This is a genomic window from Enterobacter cloacae complex sp. P47BA, assembly GCF_014930485.1.
Taxonomy (GTDB): Bacteria; Pseudomonadota; Gammaproteobacteria; order Enterobacterales; family Enterobacteriaceae; genus Enterobacter; species Enterobacter bugandensis.
In genome coordinates, this window is the sequence record NZ_JADBRF010000018.1 from 16,573 (window position 1) to 33,068 (window position 16,496).

The 16,496-nt window shown below is 56.7% G+C and carries 15 protein-coding genes; 6 read left to right on the forward strand and 9 right to left on the reverse strand.

The annotated features are described in order from the left end of the window. Nucleotides 1–42: 42 nt before the first annotated feature. The 8 genes from damX to IM299_RS17580 all read right to left on the reverse strand — a co-directional run bounded on the left by damX (nucleotide 43) and on the right by IM299_RS17580 (nucleotide 6,661). Complete coding sequence (gene damX / locus IM299_RS17545) at nucleotides 43–1,344, reverse strand: cell division protein DamX (protein ID WP_193357876.1); 1,302 nt, start codon at nucleotides 1,342–1,344, stop codon at nucleotides 43–45. A 92-nt stretch (nucleotides 1,345–1,436) separates the two neighbouring features. Next, the gene (aroB, locus tag IM299_RS17550) at nucleotides 1,437–2,525 is read right to left on the reverse strand and encodes a 3-dehydroquinate synthase (RefSeq protein WP_041911921.1); all 1,089 of its coding nucleotides are present in this window, start codon (nucleotides 2,523–2,525) and stop codon (nucleotides 1,437–1,439) included. A 57-nt stretch (nucleotides 2,526–2,582) separates the two neighbouring features. Then, nucleotides 2,583–3,104, reverse strand: coding sequence for a shikimate kinase AroK (aroK, locus tag IM299_RS17555; RefSeq protein ID WP_003861630.1), 522 nt, complete (start codon nucleotides 3,102–3,104; stop codon nucleotides 2,583–2,585). A 286-nt stretch (nucleotides 3,105–3,390) separates the two neighbouring features. Further along, complete coding sequence (gene hofQ, locus IM299_RS17560) at nucleotides 3,391–4,629, reverse strand: DNA uptake porin HofQ (protein ID WP_193357877.1); 1,239 nt, start codon at nucleotides 4,627–4,629, stop codon at nucleotides 3,391–3,393. Beyond that, complete coding sequence (locus IM299_RS17565; RefSeq protein WP_047362544.1) at nucleotides 4,541–4,945, reverse strand: HofP DNA utilization family protein; 405 nt, start codon at nucleotides 4,943–4,945, stop codon at nucleotides 4,541–4,543. The genes hofQ and IM299_RS17565 overlap by 89 nt, the downstream gene beginning before the upstream one ends. Next, on the reverse strand, nucleotides 4,935–5,390 hold the full coding sequence (locus tag IM299_RS17570) for a HofO (protein WP_193357878.1): 456 nt from the start codon (nucleotides 5,388–5,390) through the stop codon (nucleotides 4,935–4,937). Before IM299_RS17570 ends, IM299_RS17565 begins: the two co-directional genes overlap by 11 nt. 3 nt (nucleotides 5,391–5,393) lie before the next feature. Continuing rightward, nucleotides 5,394–5,888, reverse strand: coding sequence for a PilN domain-containing protein (locus IM299_RS17575; RefSeq protein WP_193357879.1), 495 nt, complete (start codon nucleotides 5,886–5,888; stop codon nucleotides 5,394–5,396). Next, on the reverse strand, nucleotides 5,885–6,661 hold the full coding sequence (locus tag IM299_RS17580; protein WP_193357880.1) for a DNA utilization protein HofM: 777 nt from the start codon (nucleotides 6,659–6,661) through the stop codon (nucleotides 5,885–5,887). The genes IM299_RS17575 and IM299_RS17580 overlap by 4 nt, the downstream gene beginning before the upstream one ends. A 120-nt stretch (nucleotides 6,662–6,781) precedes the next feature. Here IM299_RS17580 and mrcA point away from each other — a divergent pair, with 120 nt between their 5' ends. Continuing rightward, on the forward strand, nucleotides 6,782–9,334 hold the full coding sequence (gene mrcA / locus IM299_RS17585; protein WP_028014665.1) for a peptidoglycan glycosyltransferase/peptidoglycan DD-transpeptidase MrcA: 2,553 nt from the start codon (nucleotides 6,782–6,784) through the stop codon (nucleotides 9,332–9,334). A 79-nt stretch (nucleotides 9,335–9,413) separates the two neighbouring features. On the opposite strand, the gene nudE is transcribed toward mrcA, so the two are convergent. After that, nucleotides 9,414–9,974, reverse strand: coding sequence for an ADP compounds hydrolase NudE (gene nudE / locus IM299_RS17590; protein ID WP_028014666.1), 561 nt, complete (start codon nucleotides 9,972–9,974; stop codon nucleotides 9,414–9,416). A gap of 322 nt (nucleotides 9,975–10,296) precedes the next feature. Here nudE and IM299_RS17595 point away from each other — a divergent pair, with 322 nt between their 5' ends. The 5 genes from IM299_RS17595 (at nucleotide 10,297) to pckA (ending at nucleotide 16,460) form a co-directional block, all read left to right on the forward strand. Continuing rightward, nucleotides 10,297–12,432, forward strand: a complete 2,136-nt coding sequence (locus IM299_RS17595) for an intracellular growth attenuator family protein (RefSeq protein WP_028014667.1) — start codon at nucleotides 10,297–10,299, stop codon at nucleotides 12,430–12,432. 67 nt (nucleotides 12,433–12,499) lie between these two features. Beyond that, entirely contained in the window at nucleotides 12,500–13,183 is a 684-nt protein-coding gene (yrfG, locus tag IM299_RS17600) for a GMP/IMP nucleotidase (RefSeq protein WP_028014668.1), read from the forward strand. Further along, the gene (gene hslR / locus IM299_RS17605) at nucleotides 13,180–13,581 is read left to right on the forward strand and encodes a ribosome-associated heat shock protein Hsp15 (protein WP_028014669.1); all 402 of its coding nucleotides are present in this window, start codon (nucleotides 13,180–13,182) and stop codon (nucleotides 13,579–13,581) included. The genes yrfG and hslR overlap by 4 nt, the downstream gene beginning before the upstream one ends. Before the next feature lie 18 nt (nucleotides 13,582–13,599). Next, entirely contained in the window at nucleotides 13,600–14,484 is an 885-nt protein-coding gene (hslO, locus tag IM299_RS17610; RefSeq protein WP_161495995.1) for an Hsp33 family molecular chaperone HslO, read from the forward strand. 356 nt (nucleotides 14,485–14,840) lie between these two features. Continuing rightward, complete coding sequence (gene pckA, locus IM299_RS17615; RefSeq protein ID WP_041911911.1) at nucleotides 14,841–16,460, forward strand: phosphoenolpyruvate carboxykinase (ATP); 1,620 nt, start codon at nucleotides 14,841–14,843, stop codon at nucleotides 16,458–16,460. Nucleotides 16,461–16,496 lie beyond the last annotated feature (36 nt).

Here is a 16,496-nt window from a genome sequence, read left to right on the forward strand (position 1 = left end):
CGGCTGTGGAGAAAGCTCCGACAGCATCCTGCGCTTTAAACATTACTTCAGATCGGCCTGCACCTGATGAATCGGCTTCGCCCACGGGTTTTTCGCCTGAACGTCTGCTGGCAGTGTCGCCACGGCGCGCTTCGCTTCATCTTTGGAAGCATACACACCGCTCACCAGCACGTACCACGGCTGTCCGTTACGGGTCGTCTGATAAACCACGTAGTTTTTCAGATTCGATTTCTTCGCCCAGCCGTTGAGGTTGTCATAGTTAGACGAACTGCTCAACTGCAGCGTGTAGTTGCTGGACGGTGCAGATTTCAGCGAACCGACGTTGCCAGCTGTTTTACCTGCTGCAGCACTGGAAGCCGGCGCCGTTGCGGCAGGCGCAGCGGTGGCAGCAGGTGCCGTTGTGGTTGCCGTCGCTTTCGGCGCAGTCTGCGTGACTGGCGCTTTAGCCGGCTCGCTCACGGCAGCCGTTTCAGTGCGTTTCGGCTGTGCCGGTGCGGCTTTCACTTCAGGCGCTTTTACCACTGCCTGAGGCTTGGTTTCACGCTTAGGCTCAATGACCGCCTGCTTACGTTCAGGACGCGTCGCAGTTTGCGTCTGGCGCGGTTTAGTTTCCGTTGCTGCCGTCTGCGGCTGCGCGGTAGCACCGTGGATCGGCGCGACGGTTGCAGGTTCAGTTGGCAGCGTAGAGTTAACCACAACGTTATCAACCTGCTGCTGGTTTTGCGGCTGCATCAGCGCATTGTTCAGGTCTCCCTGAACTTCAACACGCTGCTGGCCTTCGGGCGTGACAGGTGCCTGGCCCTGAGCAGGCGTTGATGAAACGGGCGGCAGAGAAACATCCTGCGGCGTCGTTGTGTTGCTGGCAGTCTGCTCAGCGGAAGTGGTGCCCGGCGCTGGCTGTGCACCATTCGCCTGATCCGTCGCATCATTACCGGAGAGGTTGATGCTCTTCTCTGCGGAGGCGGTTTGTTCGGTTGAGTTGGTGGACGGTGCTTTCAGCGCAGAGCCAATGCCAACAATCAGCAGCACAAGCACCAGAACGCCAAGTCCCATCATGATGTACTGACGGGAGGCCGGTTTCTGCGCTGCGGCTTTTTTACGTTTACGCGGGCGACGCTCTACAGGCTGTTCGTCCATTGAATCTTCTTCGGACTCATAATCCTCTTCTTCTCGCTCATCACGCGCGTTGCGGCTGCGCGAAGGGCGACGATCGTCTGCATCCAGATCAACATCGTCAAAGTTGATCTGCGGCTCGTTATCACGTTCTGAAGATTGACGAGAACGACCAGTACGACGATCGCTGGGATCGGGTTTCAGCTCGTCTTCTGGTTTGAATTCATCCATTTAACACCCCACTCAAAGGCTTATGCCTACGTCTTTGCATTTCGCCTGAAGCTAAACGACCACCGATAACAGTGGCCTGACCTTTCTAGTTGTTACGCCTGCTGGCAATCAGCAATGGCGCCAAGAACGACATCGTGCGACACTCCGCCGCGCACTTCACTCTTCCCTATTGCAAGCGGGAGTACAAGACGCATCTCACCTGCCAATACTTTTTTATCGCGCATCATGTGGGGTAAATACGCCTGCGCCGACATCTCCTGCGGCCCGGTGACCGGCAAACCTGCACGTTCAAGTAGCGCAATGATACGTGCCGTCTCTTCCGGTTTAAACTGCCCAAGACGTTCAGAGGTGCGGGCTGCCATGACCATGCCAGCCGCGACGGCTTCACCGTGCAGCCAGTTGCCGTAACCCATTTCGGCTTCAATGGCGTGGCCAAACGTATGCCCAAGATTCAGTAAAGCACGTAAGCCGGTTTCACGCTCGTCTGCCGCGACAACTTCTGCTTTCAGCTCACAACAACGACGAATGCAGTATGCCAGTTTCGCCTCATCCAGGCGCAGCAGCGCATCCATATTCTCTTCAAGCCAGTTAAAGAACTCGCCATCCAGAATAATGCCGTATTTGATCACTTCAGCCAGCCCAGAGGCCAGCTCGCGTTTCGGCAGGGTTTTCAGGCAGTCGAGATCCACCACCACCGACGCAGGCTGGTAGAACGCGCCAATCATGTTTTTGCCGAGGGGATGGTTGACTGCCGTTTTGCCACCGACAGAGGAGTCGACCTGAGATAGCAACGTGGTCGGGATTTGAATAAAACGGACGCCACGCTGATAGCTTGCGGCCGCAAAGCCGGTCAGATCGCCCACAACACCGCCGCCCAGGGCAAGCAGTGTTGTATCGCGACCGTGCGGTTTTTGCAGCAATGCGGTAAAGACGGTATCGAGTACCGTCAGGCTTTTATACTGCTCGCCATCGGGCAGAATCACACTGTCGACTTTTACGCCTGCCTGCTCAAGCAGGTGGCGCACGCGGTCGAGATAAAGCGGAGCCAGCGTCTCATTGGTGACCAGCATCGCCTGATCACCCGCTTTTAGTGGTAAAAAGGAAGCTGGGTCGTTAAACAAACCAGCCGCGATGGTGATAGGGTAACTACGTTCCCCGAGAGTAACTGTAATCCTCTCCATGACGCGACATCCACCTTTAATGCTTTTACCCGCAGGCGAGTGTATATAAAGCCAGAATCAGTTGCTTTCCAGCATATGAATAATCTGGTTTGCAACCACTTTAGCGCTCTGATCGTCGGTACGAATGGTCACATCGGCAATCTCTTCATACAGCGGATTGCGTTCGTCGGCCAACGCTTCCAGAACTTCGCGTGGTGGCGTTTCAACCTGCAGCAGCGGGCGCTTTTTATCGCGCTGCGTACGTGCCAGCTGTTTCTCAATGGTCGTCTCAAGATAGACCACTACGCCACGGGCGGAGAGACGGTTGCGGGTTTCGCGAGATTTCACAGAGCCGCCGCCTGTTGCCAGTACGATGCCCTGTTTTTCCGTGAGTTCGTTGATCACTTTTTCTTCTCGGTCACGGAAACCTTCTTCGCCTTCTACATCGAAAACCCAGCCCACATCAGCTCCGGTTCGTTTCTCAATCTCTTGATCAGAATCGTAAAATTCCATATTGAGTTGTTGAGCTAACTGACGCCCAATAGTGCTTTTGCCGGCACCCATAGGCCCAACCAGAAAGATATTGCGTTTCTCTGCCATTTTATCGGTACTACTAAGACTATTCGTTAATGGTAATCCCCGCTTCGCAGACACCCGGCGTAGCAGGACATGAACTGAAACCTCATATGCAATAGAGCGAGAGTCAGACTAAAAATTATCTCAATACTCCGGCTTGTTTGGCAACTGATTAAATCACCGCGCCGGACGCATAAGGTAATAAGACGTAAGTCCAACTCAAATCGGTACTCCTTGTATGCTAATTCATGCCCCACGTCAAACATCTGCAACAAACTGAATGCAAAATCATTGCGGGGATCGTTACCCGTTAGTGAATACCGACCAGACGTGGCGTAATAAACACCACTAACTCACGCCGCTCATTATCTTTTCCATCATGGCGAAAAAGCTGTCCCAGCCAGGGGATGCTCCCAAGCCCGGGCACGCTGTCACTGCCGGTTTTGTTCTTTTGCGAGAAAATTCCCCCCAGCGCCAGCGTTTCTCCACTTTTTACCTCCACCTGGGTTTCTATCTCCTGCTTATCGATGGCAAGCGTTTCGCCATCGGCCTGCTGCAGCACCTGTCCCGGCATGTTTTCACTGATGTGTAGCTTCAGGCGCACGCGCCCACCGGGCAATACTACAGGCGTGACCTCCATTCCGAGTACCGCCTCTTTGAACTCCACCGAGGTCGCCCCGCTTTCACCGCTTGAAACCTGATACGGGATCTCACTCCCCTGCTTAATGCTGGCCGGTTGCATGTGCGACGCCAGCAGCCGCGGGCTGGCAATGATATCGACCTGCTGTTTTTGCTCCAGCGCAGAGAGCTCCAGATCCAGCAGCCTGCCGTTAATTCGCCCGATATTAAACCCCACATGCGTGGTAGCACTGGCCACGGAAAGATCGCTGCCAAGCGTCGTGAGCTGTCCAACTTTGCCCGCCTCAGCGGCCTCGGCAAGATTCCACTTCACCCCCAACTCTCTCAGGCTTTTTTCATTAATGGTGACAATGTGCGCCGCCAGTTCGACCTGCTCGACGGGAATATCCATCTGAGTCGCCCACTGCTGCAGCGCCTCCAGCACCGCCTGGTTATCCCTGATGAGCAGACGATTGGTGCGTTTGTCGACAGATAAGCTCCCCTTTGGACTCAGGAGCTTTTCAGCCGCTTTTTGCAGTTCTCCGGCATCCGCATAAGAAAATGGGATGCTGTGCGAGACCAGCGGAGCATCAAGCTGTCGACGCGCTCGCTCCTGCTCTAAACGTTCCCGCTGTTCACGCTGCCAGGCCGCGGTATGGACATAATAAATACCGCCCTCCTCTCGTAAAACGAGTCCGGCGCTGGTGACTACCGTCTGTAACGCCTGCCGCCAGGGAACGCGCGTCAGGTTAAGCGAGAGCGTGCCGCCGACATCCGGCGATACCACCAGATTACGGTTCTCCTGCGCAACCAGCGCCTGTAGCACCTGAACCACCGGCACGTCATCCACCACCAGCGTGACCGGCTTTGGCGCGGCGGCCCACAGCGGGCGGCTGAACGCCAGCAGCAACAGCACTATCCTTAACTTCATTTTTATCCTTTCCTTCTCGTTGCCACGCCCATTCTTCGGGATCGCATGTGTCACCCACATCAACAACCAGTTCCGTTTCATTGATGGCCGTTATCCGCCAGCCCGCCGGGAAACGTTCGTGCTCTTTCAGACGATGCCAGCGCCGTTGCCCATCCAGCAAAATACCAACGCGCTGCTGCCCTCCCACCATTCCGCGGTAGTGCCACTGTGCCAGTTCGGCTGTGGCGCAGGGGTCGTCCGGCGGGCGAAACGGATCGCGCATGCCGGTCAACAGCAGCGCCGAGCAAACCAGCAGGTATCTCGCGCTATTTCGCATGTTCCAGCTCCAGCCTCAGGCGTAACGCCGTACTTTGTGGCGCAAGCGTGAAAGCAGCGACCCGCACATCCCGCTGCGCCAGCCGGGAAAAAAGAGGCGGGATCGCCTGCCACTGCGCCTCCAGCGCCAGTTCACCGCCGTTTTGCAACGGCTTCCAGTGAAGGAGCCTTGTACCCTCCCCCTGAAAATCGAGCGGTGAAAAGGGCTTTATCTCCAGTGCCGTCCGGGTTTGCGGGCTAAACGGCACCTGACTGGCGGTGGGCCACAGCGACGCGTTAGTCCGCGCCGCCTGGCTCAACTGCTGCCGCTGATCCGCACACTGCCTCTCTGCTGGCCGGAGCACTACACCCCATGCTGTCAGGCCCATCAGGAGAATACCCAGCCCCCCGCAGACCAGCCGACACCAGGGACGACTTTCACACCAGCGTTCTAGCAATGTCTCCACGCATTACCCCTCGCTTTTCAGGTGCAGAGTGAACATCCAGCGCCCCTGGCTATCCTGCCGGAGTTCCCCCTCAGAACCGGGCGTAAAGCCGTCTATGTGCTCCAGCCCATTACGCAAGGCAGAAAGCGCCTGCAGGGTAGTGGCATATCCGATCAACATCAGAGCAGGAGGCTGATAACGCAGCTCTGTCAGCCATACCTGCGCAGGCATGGCCTCAGAAAGTGACTCCAGCACCGGTTGCCATGCGCGGCGCGGCTGCGTGCCCACAGGGTTCTGCACCTCTGCGGTGGGTCGCTGGCGAGACACAAGACCACGCTGCACGGACTGCGTACCCGCCAGTTGAGCCTGCAGCGCGCGCAGCGTTACCAGATGATTCATCCTTACGCTAAAAACGGTCACCAGCATGAGCAGCAATGCGCCGACAAATACGCCGCCCCAGAAACGCAGGCATCGCGCGCGCCGCTGCTGACGCCAGGGCAGGAGGTTGGTCACGTTCATTCAGGCACCTCGCTCATGGCCAGCGCCAGCGCGACGGTATAGTCAGCCCCGCATTCGGGAAGAGGCGCATGCCAGCGCTGCAGCGTTTCCCATGGGGACCGTTCGGCATCAAAGAACGCGATGTCATTCTGGTTGAGGGCCAGCAGCGCCGCCAGCTCAGTGACGTTTTCTGCTTCAGTGGTATAACGACGCCCCCACTGATGGCGCATAGCCCACAGCCAGTGGTGCGCATCTCGCCAGGCGACGCACAGCGTCGGCGCTACCGCAGGCAGCAGGTTCGTCAGCGCGCTGGCATCCGGGGTGATGGTCGCCAGCCGCAAACGTAGCGTTTTCGCCAGGTCAAGAAGCGTTTCAACCTCTTTGTTTTGTGCAGCAGTCACGTGAAACGTATTGCTGAAGGTGTCCTGGGTGTAGTCGAAACAGAGGGACTCTGTCGACATCTCCAGTTCGCGCGAAAGCGCCGCCCCCATCCACGAGAGCTGCTCGCTGTCGCGCAATGCAAGAGCCGGTCGGGGCAACGTTTTTTGCAGAGTCCGTGCAGCAGGAAAGGAGAGAAATACCCGATGGTAGTGCGGGAGCGCTTTTCGCCAGTCGCGTAAGGCATCGGCCAGCGCTTCTGGCTGACAAATTTTGCCGTCACGAATGATGCCTTCGGCCAGAGAAATGGCCCACCAGCGGCGTAAGCACCAGCCGCCTCTCTCCCGGACCAGTGCCGTAATCAGGACCTTATCCTGTTGAATATGAACGCCCGTTTGCCATGTTTTGAAAGCCATGCTTCACGATCTCCTTATCGCCCGTCGCCTTGACGGCTATATCAATGAATCAGGCTTGCCTTTATACTACCGCGCGATTGTTTAGAAACTGCCCAAGTGAAACCAAATGGGAAATCTCCGGTGAAGTTCGTAAAGTATTTATTCATCCTTGCAGTCTGTTGCATTCTGCTGGGAGCAGGCTCGATTTACGGTTTGTACAAATATATTGAGCCACAGCTACCTGATGTCGCCACGCTCCGCGATGTGCGTCTCCAGATCCCAATGCAGGTCTATAGCGCCGATGGCGAGCTGATGGCGCAGTATGGCGAGAAGCGTCGTATCCCGCTGACCTTAAACCAAATTCCCCCCGTGATGGTGAAAGCTTTTATCGCCACGGAGGACAGCCGTTTCTACGAGCACCACGGTGTCGATCCGGTCGGGATTTTCCGTGCCGCAAGCATTGCGTTGTTCTCCGGTCACGCCTCCCAGGGGGCGAGCACCATTACGCAACAGCTGGCGCGTAACTTCTTCCTCAGCCCTGAAAAGACGCTGACGCGTAAGATCAAAGAGGTGTTCCTGGCGATCCGTATTGAGCAACTGCTGAACAAGGACGAGATCCTTGAGCTGTACCTCAATAAAATCTATCTGGGCTACCGTGCCTATGGCGTGGGGGCAGCCGCGCAGGTGTACTTCGGTAAGCCTGTTGAACAGCTCACCCTAAGCGAAATGGCAACCATTGCCGGTCTGCCAAAAGCGCCGTCCACGTTTAACCCGCTTTACTCGCTCGATCGCGCTACCTCACGTCGTAATGTCGTCCTGTCACGTATGTTGAGCGAAGGCTATATCAGCCAGAGCGAGTACGACCAGGCGCGTAACGACGTCATTGACGCCAATTATCACGCCCCTGAGATCGCCTTCTCTGCCCCTTATCTGACCGAAATGGTGCGCCAGGAGATGGTGAGTCGTTATGGCGACAAGGCCTATGAAGATGGCTATCGCGTGTACACCACCGTTACCCGTAAAGTGCAGCAGGCGGCTCAGGACGCGGTGCGCAATAACGTGATGGACTACGATATGCGTCACGGCTATCGCGGACCGTCGAACGTGCTCTGGAAAGTGGGCGAAAGCGCATGGGACAGCAAAAAAATCACCAGCACGCTGAAAGCGCTGCCAACCTATGGTCCGCTCCTTCCAGCCGTAGTGACGCAGGCCGATCCTCAGGAAGCCGTTGCGACGCTGGCAGACGGCACGTCCGTCTCCCTGCGCATGGACGGTATTCGCTGGGCGCGTCCATACCGATCGGACACCCTGCAGGGGCCAACGCCGCGCAAGGTGACCGACGTGGTACAGGCCGGGCAGCAGATTTGGGTGCGCAAGTCAGGCGATGCCTGGTGGCTGGCGCAGGTACCGGATGTGAACTCGGCTCTGGTCTCCATCAACCCACAGAACGGGGCGGTAATGGCGCTGGTCGGCGGGTTCGATTTCAACCAGAGCAAATTTAACCGCGCCACGCAGGCGCTGCGTCAGGTGGGTTCCAACATCAAGCCGTTCCTCTACACGGCTGCGATGGATAAGGGACTGACCCTTGCCAGCATCCTAAACGACGTGCCGATCTCCCGCTGGGATGCCGGTGCCGGTTCCGACTGGCAGCCGAAGAACTCTCCTGCGGAGTATGCCGGTCCTATTCGTCTTCGCCAGGGTCTGGGGCAGTCGAAAAACGTGGTGATGGTGCGTGCCATGCGCGCGATGGGCGTCGACTATGCGGCAGAGTACCTGCAGCGCTTCGGCTTCCCGGCGCAGAACATCGTTCGCACCGAGTCGCTGGCGCTGGGCTCAGCCTCCTTTACGCCGCTTCAGGTCGCCCGCGGATACTCGGTGATGGCCAACGGCGGCTTCCTGGTTGACCCGTACTTCATCAGCAAAATCGAGAACGACCAGGGCGGCGTGCTGTTTGAAGCGAAGCCGAAAATTGCCTGCCCTGAGTGTGATATTCCGGTCATTTACGGCAACACGCCGAAATCCGAGGTGCTCGAAAACAAGGACATGGAAGACCCTGCCGTTTCTCAGGAGCAGCCAAATATCGTCTTGCCGCAGCCGCAGCTGGAGCAGGCTAACCAGTCGCTGGTGGCGCAGACCGGCGCGCAGGAGTATGCCCCGCACGTGATCAACACGCCGCTGGCGTTCCTGATCAAGAGCGCGCTGAACACCAACATCTTCGGTGAACCCGGCTGGCAGGGTACCGGCTGGCGAGCAGGGCGCGATCTGCAGCGCCATGATATCGGCGGTAAAACCGGGACAACTAACAGCTCGAAGGATGCGTGGTTCTCCGGCTATGGGCCGGGTGTGGTGACGTCAGTCTGGATCGGTTTCGACGATCATCGCCGTGATTTAGGCCGTACCACGGCATCCGGCGCGATTAAAGATCAGATTTCCGGCTACGAAGGCGGCGCCAAAAGCGCGCAGCCGGCCTGGGATGCCTACATGAAATCCGTTCTTGAAGGCGTGCCGGAGCAGCCGCTGACGCCGCCACCGGGCGTGGTGACGGTCAATATTGACCGCAGCACCGGCCAGCTCGCTAACGGCGGTAATAGCCGTGCCGAGTATTTCATCGAAGGTACGCAGCCAACCACACAGGCGGTGCATGAGGTGGGTACAGAGATTATTGATAACGGCGAAACGCACGAGCTGTTTTAAGCATAAAAATGCCCGGTAAAAACCGGGCAAAGAATTGCAGGCCGGGTAAGGCGAAGCCGCCACCCGGCTTTTTTATGGCCTACAGCCGCCCTTGCCCCTTCAGCCACTCGCGAACCAGGAACAGCGCGCTCACGTTGCGAGCCTCGTTAAAGTCAGGGTCTTCAAGCAGATCCATCAGATGCGCCAGCGGCCAGCGAACCTGCGGCAGCGGCTCTGGTTCATCTCCCTCCAGCGATTCAGGATAGAGATCTTCAGCCACCACAATGTTCATTTTGCTGGAAAAATAGGACGGCGCCATGCTCAGTTTTTTCAGGAACGACAGTTCGTTCGCGCCAAAACCCACCTCTTCTTTCAGCTCGCGGTTTGCTGCTTCAAAGACCGTTTCACCCGGATCGATGAGCCCTTTCGAGAACCCAAGCTCGTAAGATTCCGTCCCCACGGCGTATTCGCGGATCAAAATCAGATGATCGTCGACGATAGGGACAATCATCACCGCTTCGCGCGAAGAGGGGCGCATACGCTCATAAACACGACGCACACCGTTGCTGAACTCCAGATCCACACTCTCGACGTTAAACAGGCGCGATTTGGCGACAGTTTCAACGTGCAGAATGGTGGGTTTTTGTAGTGGTTTGCTCATCTTGATGGGGTCTTAGCAGTGTGAACTGGCGTTATTGTGCGATATGCCGCACGGTTTCGGCAATGTCAATTGTTCTTTATTTACATTTATGCAACGCAGCAGGGATCAATCCTCAATTCAAAACAAATGTCAAGAGGTTGAAATGTTTCTAGGAATTTGCTGATATCGCGCCATGACAGGCTTTGCTATCATCACCGGTCACTGGGATGCGCTTTAGAATGCTCAAGTTCGACTCCATACTTGCCGATAGCCAGCCACAGACTCTCATTCAATGTAAAGGTGCTACTGACTACACCTGTAAGATAAGTAAGATGGGGAAAGCATGAGCACCATTTTGATTGTTCTCGCTGCTATGCTGGTCAGCGCATTGATTGCAGGGTGGCTGTACAGGCGACGCATACAGCGCCGTTACCGGCTGCCCTTTTTAAATGCCTTCGCGGGTGCGACAACGCGTAAACTGACGCAAGACGAGCGCGATGCAGTTGAAAACTATCTCGAAACGCTGAACCGTTCTCAGTTAACGCCTGGGCCGACGGGAGCCACGACTGCACCTGTGGCGCTTAAGCTTAACGCGCAAAGTGACACCGTGCTCTGCGTGACGCGCTCCATCACGCGCTATGGCATTACGACTGACGACCCCAACAAGTGGCGCTACTACCTGGATTCGGTTGAGGTGCATCTGCCTCCGTCCTGGGAGCAGTACATTAACGACGAAAACAGCGTTGAGCTGATTCACACCGATTCGCTGCCGCTGGTAATCTCGCTCAACGGCCATACCCTGAATGACTATCTTCACGAAGCCCCGCGCTTTGCGCTGGAACGCGCGAGTTCAACGCAGGCCTCTATTCGTGGTGAAGAGACCGAGCAGATTGAGCTGCTGAATATTCGTCAGGAGACGCATGAAGAGTACGCCCTGAGCCGTCCGGACGGTATTCGTGAAGCCATCCTGATCGTTGCCGCTTTCCTGCTCTTTTTTGTCTGCCTGCTGACGCCGGACGTCTTTGTCCCATGGCTGGCGGGTGGCGCGGTGTTGCTTCTTGCGGCCGGGCTGTGGGGGCTCTTTGCCCCACCGGCCAAAACCTCGCTGCGGGAGATCCACTGCCTGCGTGGCACGCCAAAGCGCTGGGGCCTGTTCGGTGAGAACGATCAGGAGCATCTCAACAATATCTCACTCGGGATTATCGACCTGATCTACCCGCGCCACTGGCAACCGTGGATTGCGCAGGATTTAGGGCAGAAAACCGATATTGATATCTATCTTGACCGCCACGTTGTGCGACAGGGGCGCTTCCTGTCTCTGCATGATGAAGTGAAAAATTTCCCGCTTCAGCACTGGCTCCGCAGCACGGTCATCGCCGCCGGCGCCGGGCTGGTGTTTATCATGCTGCTGCTTTTCGTGCCGCTGGATATGCCCATCAAATTTACCCTGTCGTGGATCAAAGGCGCGCAGACCATCGAGGCGACCAGCGTCAACCAGCTCGATGAAGCGGGTGTACGGGTGGGCGATACGCTGCGCCTGAAAGGCACCGGAATGTGTAATATCCATACCCCGGGGGCGTGGAACACGCGCCAGAATTCACCGTTCACGCCGTTCGACTGTTCGCAAATTATCTGGAACGACGCCCCGCCGCTGCCGCTGCCGGAATCCGAAGTGGTGAATAAAGCCACGGCGCTGACTCAGACGGTCAACCGCCAGCTGCACCCTAAACCGGACGATGATTCACGCGTCAGCCCCGCGCTGCGTTCCGCTATTCAGAAATCAGGCATGATTCTGCTGGATGATTTTGGCGACATTGTCCTGAAAACCCAGGACTTATGCTCCTCGCAGGATGAGTGCATACGCCTCAAGAACGCGCTGGTTAACCTCGGGAACAGTAAAGACTGGGACTCGCTGGTGAAACGCGCCGAGGCGGGACGACTGGATGGCGTCAACGTGCTGCTGCGTCCGGTCAGCGCGGAATCGCTTGATAACCTGGTCGCCACCTCGACATCGCCGTTTATGATGCGCGAAACCACCCGGGCGGCTCAGGCGCTCAACAGTCCGGCACCGGGCGGCTTTGTGATTGCCAGCGATGAAGGCAGCGACCTGGTCGATCAGCCTTACCCGCAGGTAGCGCTTTATGACTACCCGGCCCAGGAGCAGTGGAGCCAGTTCCAGCGTCTGGCGCAGATGCTGATGCAAACGCCGTTCAGTGCCGAAGGGATTGTCACAAGCATCTACACCGACGCCAACGGCACGCGCCATATCGGCCTGCACCGGATGCCGGACAGCGCAGGATTGTGGCGTTACATTGGCACCTCTCTGCTGATGATCGCCATGCTGATCGCCATTTTCTGGAACGGTTTTATGGCCCTGCGCCGCTACCAGCGCTCCCGCACGCGTCTGGCGGAGATCCAGCAATATTATGAGAATTGCCTCAATCCTAAGCTGATCCCCTCCTCTGAGAGCCTGATCTGATAACGTCGTTGCGCGACAAGATGTGCTACCCTGTCGCGCACGTTTCTTCTGGCTGGAGTTCCCCCCTATGCATCTTGATATCGACTGGCAGCAGGTCGACACCGTTCTGCTGGATATGGACGGCACGCTGCTCGATCTCGCCTTTGATAACTATTTCTGGCAAAAGCTGGTGCCGGAAACCTATGGTGAGCAGCAGGGTATCTCCCCGGCAGAAGCGCAGGCGTTCATTCGTTCGCAATATAGCGCGGTGCAACATACGCTAAACTGGTACTGTCTGGACTACTGGAGCGAGCGCCTCGGTTTGGATATTTGTGCCATGACCACTGCCCAGGGACCACGCGCCGTGCTGCGCGAAGATACGGTTCCCTTCCTGGACGCGCTGAAAGCAAGCGGCAAGCGCCGTATTTTGCTGACTAACGCGCATCCACATAACCTGGCCGTGAAGCTGGAGCATACGGGACTGGCGTCGCACCTTGATTTATTACTTTCCACCCACACATTTGGTTATCCGAAAGAGGATCAGCGGTTGTGGCATGCGGTGAAGGAAGAGACCGGCCTGCAGCCGGAGCGCACGCTGTTCATTGACGACAGCGAGCCTATTCTGGATTCTGCGGCAACGTTTGGCATTCGCTACTGTCTGGGCGTCACTAATCCTGACTCTGGTCTGGCTGAAAAAAGCTATCTGCGCCATCCGGGACTGAACGACTACCGCCAGATGATCCCCTCACTGACCGTGAAGGAGACGCCATGAAAGAAAAGCCCTCAGATGGGGTAAGACTGGATAAATGGCTGTGGGCAGCCCGTTTTTATAAAACGCGCGCCCTTGCCCGTGAAATGGTTGACGGCGGTAAAGTGCATTACAACGGCCAGCGCAGCAAGCCGAGCAAGCTGGTTGAACTGAACGCCACCTTAACGCTGCGCCAGGGCAACGACGAACGTACGGTTGTGATTAAAGCCATTACCGAACAGCGGCGGCCCGCATCGGAAGCCGTACTGCTTTACGAAGAGACGGCTGAAAGCGTTGAAAAGCGCGAGAAGACCGCGCTGGCGCGCAAAATGAATGCGCTGACCATGCCCCACCCGGACCGGCGACCGGATAAAAAAGAGCGCCGCGATCTGATGAAATTTAAACACGGTGAGAGCGAGTAACCCTCACCCGCACGAGAGATGAAAATGGCCCAACACGACCAATTACACCGCTATCTGTTTGAACAATTCGCCGTGCGCGGCGAGCTGGTCACCGTATCCGAAACCTGGAAACAGATTCTGGAAAACCACAACTACCCGCTGCCGGTGAAGACCCTGTTGGGCGAACTGCTGGTTGCCACCAGCCTGCTGACCGCAACGCTGAAGTTTGCCGGTGATATCACCGTGCAGCTGCAGGGTGACGGCCCGATGACGCTGGCGGTGATCAACGGCAATAACCAGCAGCAGATGCGCGGCGTAGCGCGCGTTCAGGGCGACGTTCCTGAAAATGCTGATCTCAAAACGCTGGTGGGCAATGGCTACCTGGTGATCACCATCTCCCCGGAGGAAGGTGAACGCTATCAGGGCGTGGTCGGTCTGGAAGGCGATACCCTGGCAGCCTGCCTGGAAGATTACTTCATGCGTTCCGAACAGCTGCCGACGCGTCTGTTCATCCGTACCGGTGAAGTGGACGGCCAGCCTGCTGCGGGCGGCATGCTGCTGCAGGTTCTGCCAGCGCAGGACGCGCAGACCAATGACTTTGAGCATCTGGCGACGCTGACCGAAACCATCAAGGCGGAAGAGCTGTTCAACCTGTCGGCGACCGACGTGCTGTGGCGTCTGTACCACGAAGAAGAAGTGACCGTGTACGATCCGCAGTCCGTGGAGTTTAAGTGCACCTGCTCGCGCGAGCGCTGCGCTGGCGCACTGAAAACTCTGCCGGATGAAGAGATCGACAGCATCATGGCTGAAGACGGCGAAATTGATATGCACTGTGACTACTGCGGTACGCACTACGTGTTCAATTCAATGGATATCGCTGAAATCCGCAATAACGCCTCTCCGGCGGATCCGCAGGTTCATTAAAACGCTACCCCTCACCCTGCCCTTTCCCCTTTGCGGAGAGGGTTAGGGTGAGGGGCAAAAATCCCCCAAAAGCTGAATCGTTTTCCCTATGTAACTCTTACGTAATTTTCTTACATGTATGCGATTACATTCACATTCTCTCCGATAAAATCACCACCTCTTAACCTTTTCGGAACATTTTCCCCAACCAAAAAGCGATTCCTGCGATAATCCGCCTGCACTGTGACTGGAGTCGCAGCGTTTTCCGTTAGTAAGGGTTTTATCCAGATGCACAAATCTATGAGCCCCGTCGCGGTTAACATCCCCAGAAAAACCCTACAATTTCAGGCAGTACATATTGGCTAAGGAGCAGTGATATGCGTGTTACTGGTTTAACCCCGCAAGATCTCAAGGCTTATGGTATTCACGACGTCCAGGAAATCGTCTACAACCCCGATTACGATACGCTGTATCAGGAAGAGCTCAATCCAGCACTGGAAGGATACGAGCGCGGTGTGTTGACGAACCTTGGTGCTATCGCCGTCGATACCGGTATCTTTACCGGTCGTTCGCCGAAAGATAAGTATATCGTCCGAGACGAAACTACCCGCGATACGCTGTGGTGGGCTGACAAGGGCAAAGGGAAGAACGACAACAAACCGCTCTCCCCGGAAACCTGGCAGCATCTGAAAGGGCTCGTCACCCATCAACTTTCCGGTAAGCGTCTGTTCATTGTCGACGCTTTCTGCGGCGCTAACGCCGATACCCGCCTTTCCGTGCGTTTCATTACCGAAGTGGCCTGGCAGGCGCATTTCGTTAAGAATATGTTTATTCGTCCGACCGACGAAGAGCTGCAGGACTTCACACCTGACTTCATCGTGATGAACGGTGCGAAATGCACTAACCCACAGTGGAAAGAGCAGGGTCTGAACTCCGAAAACTTCATTGCCTTCAACCTGACCGAACGTATTCAGCTGATCGGCGGTACCTGGTATGGCGGCGAAATGAAGAAAGGGATGTTCTCGGTCATGAACTACCTGCTGCCGCTGCGCGGTATTGCCTCTATGCACTGCTCGGCGAACGTCGGCGAGAAAGGCGACGTAGCGGTGTTCTTCGGTCTTTCCGGCACCGGGAAAACCACGCTCTCCACCGATCCAAAACGCCGTCTGATTGGCGATGACGAACACGGCTGGGACGATGACGGGGTGTTTAACTTCGAAGGCGGCTGCTACGCGAAGACCATTCGCCTGTCTGAAGAGGCCGAGCCGGATATCTTCCACGCGATCCGCCGCGACGCGCTGCTGGAAAACGTCACCGTACGTGCCGACGGCTCTATCGACTTCGACGATGCGTCAAAAACCGAAAACACCCGCGTCTCTTACCCGATCTACCACATCGACAACATCGTGAAGCCGGTGTCAAAAGCGGGCCATGCCACGAAGGTGATTTTCCTGACGGCGGATGCGTTCGGCGTGCTGCCACCGGTTTCCCGCCTGACCGCCAGCCAGACGCAGTACCACTTCCTCTCTGGCTTTACCGCCAAGCTGGCGGGTACCGAGCGTGGCGTCACGGAGCCAACCCCAACCTTCTCCGCCTGCTTCGGTGCAGCCTTCCTGTCGCTTCACCCGACGCAGTACGCTGAGGTGCTGGTGAAACGCATGCAGGCATCCGGCGCGCAGGCCTACCTGGTGAATACCGGCTGGAACGGCACCGGCAAACGTATCTCTATCAAAGATACCCGCGCCATTATCGACGCCATTCTGGATGGTTCTCTGGATAACGCCGAAACCTTCACGCTGCCGATGTTCGATCTGGCCATTCCGACGGAACTGCCGGGTGTGGACACGCGTATCCTCGACCCGCGCAATACCTACGGATCGCCGGAACAGTGGCGCGAGAAGGCGGAATCGCTGGCGAAGCTGTTTATCGAGAACTTCGAGAAGTACACCGATACCCCGGCAGGCGCTGCGCTGGTGAGCGCGGGTCCGAAGCTGTAGGTAAAAGCAAAAAGGCAACGAAAGTTGCCTTTTTTA